At 67.5% G+C, this 1,692-nt stretch carries 1 protein-coding gene; it reads right to left on the reverse strand.

What is annotated here, in order from left to right; translation table 11 throughout:
* Positions 1-33: 33 nt before the first annotated feature.
* Positions 34-1,515 carry a hypothetical protein gene (locus FJ222_12785; GenBank protein ID MBM4165297.1) on the reverse strand — a complete coding sequence of 494 codons (1,482 nt, stop codon included), beginning with the start codon at positions 1,513-1,515 and terminating at the stop codon, positions 34-36.
* Between the last annotated feature and the right edge of the window lie 177 nt (positions 1,516-1,692).

Raw genomic sequence — 1,692 nt, forward strand, 5'->3', positions numbered from 1 at the left:
CCCTGCCCACTGCTACTGCCACTGCTCCCCGCCTCACACCAGCCCCAGCACCGCCGTCCCTCCGCCCCTCGCCGGCAGCCTCGCCATCCTTCCCGGCTCGACCCCCGCCGCCCGGCACCCCCACACCGCCAGCGCCAGCGCCATCACGCAGTCGTCGTGGTACCCGCTCGGCGCCGAGTACGTCACCTGGCCCGACGGCCCCGCCACATACTCATACCGCTTCATCTCCGCCGTCAGCACCTCCCAAGGTCCAGTCTGCAGTGTGCAGTGTGCAGTTGGCAGCGCTTCACGATTCCCCTCTGCGCCTCCGCGCCTCTGCGCGAGCTCCTCTCTCTCATTCTGACTTCCCACGCCTGCATACTGCCACTGCCCACTGCCACTGCCCACTGGCCCCGCCGGCCACGCCACCCGCCGCTGCTCGACCGCCACCATCAGCCCCTGCACCAGCTCCCGCTTGCTCTGCGCCGTGATCCGGAAGCCCTCCGCAGCCGGCAGCTCCCGCCGCAGGTCATCGAACACCGGGTCGCCAACCCCGGTCGCATCCATCACCAGCCGCCCCCGCCACTTTTTCACAAACCCCGCGATCCGCTCCCGCTGCACCGGCCAGTCCAGCCGGTTGAACCGCTCCATCGCCAGACACCGCCCCGTCCGCGCCTCCATCGCGATCAGCACCGTCCAGTCCGTATGCTTCGCGATGTCGCACCCCACGACCACCGGCCCGATCCCGCTCTTGTTACCGCGCCCGCCGTTATCGGCGGGGTCTTCCCCGACCAGGCACCCCTCTATCCCTCTGAACACCCCGGCGCTATCCTCCAGAAACTCCGCCATATACTCCTGCCTAAACACATCCTCCGGTAGCGTCCGGCGCGCCTCATCCCACTCCTTTGCCGGGAAATAGGGCGAGACGTTCGACGGGAAGGTGAACGACTTGAACCCCGCCTGACCCTCCACGCCCCGCGTGAACATGTCATAGAACCAGTTCCGGCCCATCGGCGTGGAGATGAAGACGGCCCAGCCCAGCGTCTGGGCGAGCGTCGGACGCAGCACGTAGTTCCAGACCGACGACGGCACGGCGGCCGCCTCGTCGAGCACGATCCCGCGGAAGCCGAAGCCGCGGATGCTATCCGGGTTGTCGGCGCTCAGGAACCACACCCGGCACGGCCCCGCTGCGCCATTGAACTCCGCCCGCGCCGGCATCCGCCCCACGATCCTGGCGATATCCGGCGCGATGGTCCTGAACGCCTCGACCCCGCGCTCGGCCACCCCATAGGTCGGAGCCACCCAGGCATAATCCCTGACGCGTCCAGCCTCACCGCAGCCCACCCCCTGCGCCGCACTTTCGGCAAGCGCCTTCTCCGCAGGTGAAAGCGGATCGCCGCCGCCCCGATCCAGCAGCTCCGCCGCCATGCACAGCGTCTTGCCGAACCGCCGCCCCGTGCACACCGTCCGGAACCGAAACCCCCGCGCCCTGTGTATCTCCATCTGCGCCGCATGCGGCGTATACTCGATTACCATATCTCACCCCCTGCCAAAGGGTGCGAGTCAACAGGGGTGTAGCGCCGTTATGTGGACGCCGGGCGCTATCTGGTCGAAAACCGCCGGAATGAAACTGGATGGTTCGGGGATGATCGAATCATCCGGGTGGTTTCAGTCGTTTGACTGCTCCTTCATGCGATAGCTTCGGCCCTCGAT

The sequence above is a fragment of the Lentisphaerota bacterium genome (genome assembly GCA_016873675.1).
Taxonomy (GTDB): Bacteria; Verrucomicrobiota; Kiritimatiellia; order RFP12; family JAAYNR01; genus VGWG01.